At 42.4% G+C, this 960-nt stretch carries 3 protein-coding genes; all 3 read left to right on the forward strand.

The annotated features are described in order from the left end of the window. On the forward strand, nucleotides 1-195 hold a 195-nt coding region (locus A3738_RS02750), incomplete at its 5' end, for a F0F1 ATP synthase subunit A (protein WP_197473532.1). 54 nt (nucleotides 196-249) lie between these two features. Beyond that, nucleotides 250-489, forward strand: a complete 240-nt coding sequence (gene atpE, locus A3738_RS02755; protein ID WP_068453646.1) for a F0F1 ATP synthase subunit C — start codon at nucleotides 250-252, stop codon at nucleotides 487-489. Between the two features lie 59 nt (nucleotides 490-548). Beyond that, nucleotides 549-960, forward strand: a 412-nt coding sequence (locus A3738_RS02760) for a F0F1 ATP synthase subunit B (RefSeq protein ID WP_082889940.1), incomplete at its 3' end; no start/stop codon positions are given.

Raw genomic sequence — 960 nt, forward strand, 5'->3', positions numbered from 1 at the left:
GGTAACATGTATGCAGGCGAAATGATCTTTATTTTGATCGCCGTTATGTACAGCGCGGGACTATTCTTTGGTCTGTTTGGTGGCTTCTTACAACTAGGTTGGGCGATTTTCCATATTCTAGTTATCACTCTTCAGGCGTTCATATTTATGGTTTTAACCGTGGTTTACTTGAGCATGGCTCACGAAGACCACTAAACGAGTTTTACTCACTTCATTTTTAAATTGAAATCTAAAAGATAGGAGAAAAAAATGGAACTAGTAATCATTGCAGCTGCAATTATGCTTGGTTTGGGTGCACTTGGTGCAGCAGTAGGTATGGGTCTTCTAGGCGGCCGTTTGCTTGAAGGCACAGCGCGTCAGCCAGAGCTTGGCCCAATGCTACAAGGTAAGATGTTCTTACTTGCTGGTTTGATCGATGCTATTCCAATCATCGGTGTTGGTATTGCTATGTACTTGATCTTCGTAGTTGCTCCAGGTGTTGGTGCTTAATCCATTAAGGTTTAAGTATTTCTGACTAAGTAAACCGGCAACAAAGCGAGGTTATTGGTGTGAATCTTAATTACACACTTATAGGACAAATAATCTTCTTCGCTGTTTTCGTGTTGTTCTGCATGAAATATGTATGGCCGCCAATCATGGCTGCCATGCAAGAGCGTGAAAAGAAGATTTCCGATGGTTTAGCTGCAGCTGACCGTGCTTCAAAAGATTTGGAACTTGCTCAACAAAAAGCAGATGAAGAATTGAAAGAAGCAAAAACTAAAGCAGCTGAGCTTATTGAGCAAGCGAACAAGCGTGCTAGCCAAATCGTTGACGAGGCTAAAGAAACTGCAAAAACTGAAGGCGATCGTCTTCTGAATGCAGCGCAAGCAGAAATTGAGCAAGAAAAGAATCGTGTACGTGAAGAACTACGTGCAGAAGTATCAGCAGTTGCATTAGCAGGTGCAGAGAAGATTCTTGGCG

It is taken from the genome of Oleiphilus sp. HI0066 (assembly GCF_001635725.1).